We start from the raw sequence: 6216 nt of genomic DNA on the forward strand, positions 1-6216 counted from the left end.
CTGAGCCGGGCCATCTTCTCCGCGGCATCCAGGACCGTCTCGTTCGCGCCGATGCACGTCGCGTCGGCCGTCATGATGTCGCGGGCCTTCGCCATGCCGTACTCCTTCGTCTCGTCTGCACGGGTGCGGGCCGGACCCGCTGGCGTGGGGCCGGTCACGGGCCTACGGGTGGCCTCCGCCCCCGGCGGGTAACGGCATTCGCCGCACAACCGCGCCAGTCCGCGCATACCGTGCGGCGGTCATCCGTGCGGGGTTGCTGCTGCGGGCATGACGAGGCCGGTGACCAGGAGGACAGGCAGGCGGCGAGAAGAGGGGAAGTCGGGGCCGGGCAGGAAGTACAGGGGCGGCACCATGAGGGCGAGCGGGCCCGCCGGTGAGCCGCCGGGCTGCCGGCACGCCCACATGCCCGCACCGAGGGACGAGATGGAGATTACCCGCGTGCCCGTGGTCGCGTGCGAAGGCCTCGAAGACCTGGCGCGCTCGCGGCGGTATGCAGGAAGCGGTTGTCGAGGATGCCGGCGAGGTCGTCCAGGGCGGTTCTCAGTAAGCATGCTTAGGTGTGCGATGCCGTGCTCGACGCGATACGGCGTGAGGAGTGCGCCTTGCGTTGGCGTTCGCGGATCTCCTCGTACCAGTCCTCGCCGATCGCCCGGGTGATCGTGGAGCGGTCGACGCCGAACCAGCAGGCCAGCACGTCGTGAGTGGCACCGTGGCGGAGGTGGACAAGCGTGGCCAGGAGCCGGTCGATGAAGACCAGCCGGTGCTTTGCGCCGGCCCCGACGGCCCGCTTCCGTGGCCTGGACTCCAGTCCCGCCTGATGCCGCTCATGCCACAACGGACCCACCTCGGCGACGAGTTCGGCGATCACGTCAGCAGACAGCCCTGTGAAACTCCGGTCGCTGATGATCGCTGCACGAGACCCGTTCCCCACCACACGAACATGATCAGGGACCACGATCCAGCACCGCACCGCCAACCATGCACGAGCTCGTTAGGCGCCCTTCGCCACCTGGACCAACGGTCTGCTGTCGTCGACAGGTAGGACGGGCTCTCCATCCTTTTGCGGTCAACCGTGCTGGTCGCAGCGATCAACAAGGTTGGGACAAGCCCTGGGTTGCGTGGAGGGCGTTCAGGCAGCGGGTGGCTTGGGCGTGCAGGGCGTCGGCAAGTCCGGGTGGGGCGTGGGTGAGGGTGAAATCGGCGTCTACCGAGGTGATCATCCAGGCGAGGTCGCGGGGGGTGTCAGCGCCCAGGTGCAGCAGGCAGGTGTGGTCGTCGACAGGTTCGACGACGCCCATGCCGGGCCAGATGCGGTCGGTGATCGCTGCGGCCGGCTCGTGCAGGGTGACGGTGGCTCGCACCGGCCAGGTGAGCGACGACAACTGATGCGACAGGTAGGTGGCCACGTCCTGCCCTCCGGGGAGTTCACGGGGGCTGAACCGTAGGCCGGTCGGGGCGCGTGGGGTGAGGCGGTCGACTCGGAAGGTGCGCCAGTCGGCGCGGTCGTTGTCCCAGGCGACGAGGTACCAGTAGCGGCCGAAGCTGACCAGGCTGTGCGGCTCGGCGGAGCGCATGCCATGGCCGTGGCGTGGGCTGGCGTAGTCGAAGCGGAGCCGCTCGCGTCGGCGGCGTGCCTCGGCGATGGCCATGAGGGTGTCCGCGCAGACCTCGGGTGCCGGTTCCGCGCCGGCGCGGATGGTAGCGGTGTGCAGGGTGTGGACCCGGTGTCGCAGCCGGGAGGGCAGCATCTGCTCCAGCTTGGCCAGTGCACGCAGCGAGGACTCCTCCATTCCGGTGACCGGGCCGCCGGCCGCGGTGCGCAGGCCCACCACGACGGCGGTGGCCTCGTCGTCGTCGAGGAGCAGTGGGGGCAGCGTCGCTCCGGCACCGAGCCGGTAGCCGGCGGTTCCGCGGGTGGCGTGCACGGGGTAGCCGAGATCGCGCAGCCGTTCCACGTCGCGGCGCAGGGTGCGCCGGCTGACCGCGAGGCGTGCGGCCAGCTCGGCTCCAGTCCGCTCGCGGGAGGTCTGCAACAGGGAGAGCAGCTTCAGCAGCCGCCCGGACGTGTCCAGCATGGCTCCAGACTGCCCGAGGGTTAGGACGGAACCTGACCCAAGTGGGCCGTAGCGTGCCCGCCATGGCGAACACGACACCCGGCATCCGCCCATTTCGCATCGACGTCCCGCAGGCCCGAATCGATGATCTGTACGCCCGCCTGGCGGCTACCCGCTGGCCGGACGAGCTGCCCGGTGTGGGCTGGAGCCGGGGGGTTCCGGTGGCCTACCTCAAGGATCTGGCCACGTACTGGCACACGGGCTACGACTGGCGGGCGCACGAGGAGGCGCTCAACGCACACCCCCAGTACATGACCACCGTCGACGGACAGAACATCCACTTCCTGCACGTGCGATCGCCCGAGCCCGATGCCACACCGCTGATGCTGCTGCACGGTTGGCCGGGCTCCGTGGTGGACTTCCTCGACGTCATCGGGCCCTTGTCCGATCCGCGCGCGCACGGCGGCGATCCCGCCGACGCCTTCCATCTGGTCATCCCTTCCCTGCCGGGGTTCGCCTTCTCCACGCCCCTGGCCGGGCCGGGCATGGGTGCGGCCGCAATGGCCCAGGTGTTCACCGGACTGATGTCCCGCCTCGGTTACACGCGCTACGGCGTCCAGGGCTACGACACCGGCTCATGGGTGGCCCCTGAGATGGGCCGCCATGCCCCGGAGCACGTGATCGGCATCCACCTCAACGCCGTCATCACCTTCCCGATCGACGAGGAGGGCGAGATGGACGGTCTCACCGCGGCCGAAAAGCATCGCTGGCGTCGGATGCAGGACTTCAACGACGGCTACCTGCAGTGCAACTCCAAGCGTCCGCAGACGGTGGCCTACGCCCTCACCGATTCTCCTGCCGGGCAGCTCGCCTGGATCGTGGAGAAGTTCAAGGAGCTCACCGACCCGGAGGACGGACTGCCGGAGGACAGCGTCGGCCGCGACCGCATCCTGACCGGGGTGTCGCTGTACTGGCTGACCGGCACCGCCGCCTCTGCCGCCCAGGTCTACTACGAGGAGATCTCCGCGCAGTCCTGGAGCGGGGGCGCAGCCGACGGCGGGGGCGCCGGAGCGTGCGACGCCGAGTGGGAGGACGGCCAAGCGGGCTGGCCGGCGCACGGACGCGGGACGGTGCCCACCGCCGTGCTGGTCTCCGCCCGGGACGTGACGATCCGCCCCTGGGCCGAGCGCGACCACAACGTCGTACGGTGGACCGAACTCGACCGCGGCGGCCACTTCCTCGCGCTCGAAGCCCCCGACCTCCTCGTCAGCGATATCCGCGAGTTTTTCGGCGCAGTGCGCTGACAGGCATGAACGTCGACCACGGGGAGCGCGAAATCGGGCGTCCCCGCCACTGGTGGCGAGGAGCAGTGGCGCCAGGCGGCCCCCGGCGGGCGGGGCCGGACGGCTCGCGGTCGAGCAGGAACTCAGCCTCGATCAGCCCGCCCCGCCCCGCCCTGCCCGGGCAGGGCGGGGCGGGCTGGGCTGGGCTGGGCTGGCATGCCTCTCCGCCGGCGGAAGGTCGAGCTGTACAGCGTTCTTGGCTGGCCGGTCTCTTGCGTCCGGACGGCGGACTGCCCGACGGTTTGGGGATCTGTTGTGCAACTGGGTGAAGTAGGAGCTTGGGAAACAACCGGCTACGGCTCATCGGTGGTGCGGCGTGGCAGACGGACTTCCGGAGCCGGACGGCCGGGCCCCCAAGACCTCGATGGCGATCGCTACGGCCCGCCGCACGCTGAACCACACGCTGACCGAACTGAAGCGAGCCATCGACCGGTACGCAGTCGCGGTCGCCGCCGACGGCATGGATGAACCGCGGCGTCGGCATGGACGAATACGCCGACTACGTACGAGCGGGCAATCCAACCCCACCGGCCGGCCCCCATTAGCCACAAGCGGGAGGACGTTCACACCCTCCAACAAGGTGCAGGCCAAAGCCGCCCTCAAGCGCTGTGTTCTGTGGGGGCAGGCCCCGGACGTCGCCTGACGCGGTGGCCGTCAGGTGCCTTCGGGGCTGGCCGGAGCACTCCACTCGACGAACTGGACGATCACGCCGTTGGGGTCGGTGACCTGGAAGAGGCGTTCGCCCCAGGGCTCCTCCCGCAGCGGCATGGTGATCTCGACGCCGTCGGCGCGCAGCCGCTTTTCCTCGCTCTCGATGCCGGTGGTGGTGAAGGCGAGGATCAGGCCGGAGGCGTGCTGGTCACGCTGGCCGGCTGGCAGCACTTCGGTGCCACGTGCGAGCAGGACGATGTCCATCGCGGCATCGTCGCGTGAGAGGGAGGCGAATCCGTCGGCGGCGGCCTGCTCTGTGTAGCCGAGGTGGGTGGTGAAGAACCGCTGGGACGCGGCGATGTCGTCGACGGTGAGCGAGACGGTGGACGCGGTGATCTGCAAAGTGATGGTCCTTGGTGGTGTCGGGAGACGGAGGTGGGGGTGCCGGTGAGTACGGGTCAGTAGCCGGAGCGGCGCGGCAGATTGCGGGCCGTCGGGGGGATCCGGCGGGCGGGTGCGGGGAGAACGCGGGGACGGTGATTTCCGCGGAGCAGCGCCGGGGCGCGGTCGTCGCGCCCGGTCAGGGCCGGGCCGATCTTGACGGGGGCTGTGCGAGGGGCGACAGGGCGGGGTTCGAGGATGAGCACATCCGTCTTTCGCTCCAGGGCAAACTTACGACGGACGTAAACTTACGTCGGACCACCCGGGGGTGTCAACATAAAAATACTACGAGGGTAAGATTTCTCCATGGCTACTGACACAACCTCGTCCGCACCCCTGGCCGGCCTGAGGGAATCGAAGAAGCAGGAGACCCGCCAGCTCATCTCCGACGTCGCCACCGGCCTGTTTCTCGCCCAGGGTTTCGAGCGCACCACCATTGCCGAGATCGCTGCCGCCGCGCGGGTGGCGAAGAAGACGGTGACCAACTACTTCCCGCGCAAGGAGGACCTGGCCCTGGACCACCAGGACGCCTTCACCATCTCCCTGGCCGTTACGGTGTCCGGCCGTCAGGCCGGCGAGTCGGCCCTGTCGGCCCTGCGGCGCGCCTTCACCGAGGCAGCCAAGGATGGCGACCCGGTCGCCGGGTTCTCCGGCCCCGACTTCGCCCGGATGATCGCCGACAGCCCCACTCTCTCCGCCCGGCTGCGCGACCTGCACGACCTGCGAGAAGCGGCTTTGGCAGACGCATTGGCAGATGCCACCGGCACGCCCCATGGCGACATCACCCCCCGCACCGCCGCAGCCCTGCTCGGCGCGGTCCACCGCACCCTGTTCCAGCGCATCCAGGAACTCACCCTCGCCGGCCAGGACAACACCCGGATCTCCGCCACTGCCATCACGGAGGCACACACCGCCTTCGGCTTGCTGGAACCCTCACTCGCCGACTACGCCGCAGCGTGAGCCGGGCGTCGCTTGTCGCGTCCCGACGGCGCCCGGTCTATCCAGCCATCGCACGGCCGCGTCTCTACTGGCTGCGTCCACGCCCTTGGGCCCGGCAGGCAACCGCCCAGGCTGCGCCCAGGGGCATTCCGGGGGGCACGGGAGGCCTGGTAGGGGGGCCGAGCGCCCAGTGAAAGGCCACCTGGGCCATGCCCCGGGTCTTCACCGGGGCGTCGGCCTCGGCCGCGGCCCTCGGAGCCGGTACCGCCGGGCGGGGCTCGGACAGCGGGTTCTTGCCGACGGAGCGGACCTAATGGTCCGCACGGCCTGCGCCCCAGCGGCGTGGTTGGCCGCGGCGATGAGCGGCGCTGATCAGCCGCAGCTGGCTGGCGTAGGCGGGCATACGGGTCGTTAGTCCAGCTGACCGGTCTTCGGATCGAAGGCGACGGCCTCGACGTGGTCGGGGCTGAGGGGGCTCCCCCCTCCTCACCATCGGCCTGTCCCTCCTGGTCACCGGCCTCGTCCTGGCCGTGGCAGCAACCCCGCACGGCTGACAGACGCACGGTATGAGCGGACTGGGGTGGTTGTGCGGCGAATGCCGTTACCCGCCGAGGGCAGAGGGCACCCATAGGCCCGTGGCCGGCCCAAGCGGATCCGGCCCGCCCCCGTACAGACGAGACGAAGGAGTACGGCATGACGAAGGCCCGCGACATCATGACGGCCGACGCGACGTGCATCGGCGCGAACGAGACGGTCCTCGACGCCGCGAAGAAGATGGCCCAACTCAA

Annotated in this window: 5 protein-coding genes; 2 read left to right on the plus strand and 3 right to left on the minus strand. The window is 69.9% G+C overall.

Features of this window, described 5'->3' with window-relative positions:
- Positions 1-553: 553 nt before the first annotated feature.
- Both E6U81_RS39215 and E6U81_RS39220 read right to left on the minus strand, forming a co-directional pair.
- Entirely contained in the window at positions 554-868 is a 315-nt protein-coding gene (locus E6U81_RS39215; RefSeq protein ID WP_240804285.1) for a transposase family protein, read from the minus strand.
- Between the two features lie 220 nt (positions 869-1088).
- Positions 1089-2075, minus strand: a complete 987-nt coding sequence (locus tag E6U81_RS39220; protein ID WP_136234759.1) for a WYL domain-containing protein — start codon at positions 2073-2075, stop codon at positions 1089-1091.
- A 62-nt stretch (positions 2076-2137) separates the two neighbouring features.
- Between E6U81_RS39220 and E6U81_RS39225 the strand changes: the two genes are divergently transcribed.
- Complete coding sequence (locus E6U81_RS39225; protein ID WP_136234760.1) at positions 2138-3358, plus strand: epoxide hydrolase family protein; 1221 nt, start codon at positions 2138-2140, stop codon at positions 3356-3358.
- 693 nt (positions 3359-4051) lie between these two features.
- On the opposite strand, the gene E6U81_RS39230 is transcribed toward E6U81_RS39225, so the two are convergent.
- The gene (locus E6U81_RS39230; protein ID WP_136234761.1) at positions 4052-4450 is read right to left on the minus strand and encodes a VOC family protein; all 399 of its coding nucleotides are present in this window, start codon (positions 4448-4450) and stop codon (positions 4052-4054) included.
- 345 nt (positions 4451-4795) lie between these two features.
- Between E6U81_RS39230 and E6U81_RS39240 the strand changes: the two genes are divergently transcribed.
- Complete coding sequence (locus E6U81_RS39240; protein WP_136234763.1) at positions 4796-5449, plus strand: TetR family transcriptional regulator; 654 nt, start codon at positions 4796-4798, stop codon at positions 5447-5449.
- Positions 5450-6216: the final 767 nt, after the last annotated feature.

The sequence above is a fragment of the Streptomyces sp. A0592 genome (assembly GCF_004795115.1).
In the GTDB taxonomy this organism is placed as follows: Bacteria; Actinomycetota; Actinomycetes; order Streptomycetales; family Streptomycetaceae; genus Streptomyces; species Streptomyces erythrochromogenes.

Bases quoted from the DNA above. Each gene is read 5' to 3' on its own strand.
- E6U81_RS39220 (WP_136234759.1), bottom strand. From the start codon at position 2,075: ATGCTGGACACGTCCGGGCGGCTGCTGAAGCTGCTCTCCCTGTTGCAG.
- E6U81_RS39225 (WP_136234760.1), top strand. From the start codon at position 2,138: ATGGCGAACACGACACCCGGCATCCGCCCATTTCGCATCGACGTCCCG.
- E6U81_RS39240 (WP_136234763.1), top strand. From the start codon at position 4,796: ATGGCTACTGACACAACCTCGTCCGCACCCCTGGCCGGCCTGAGGGAA.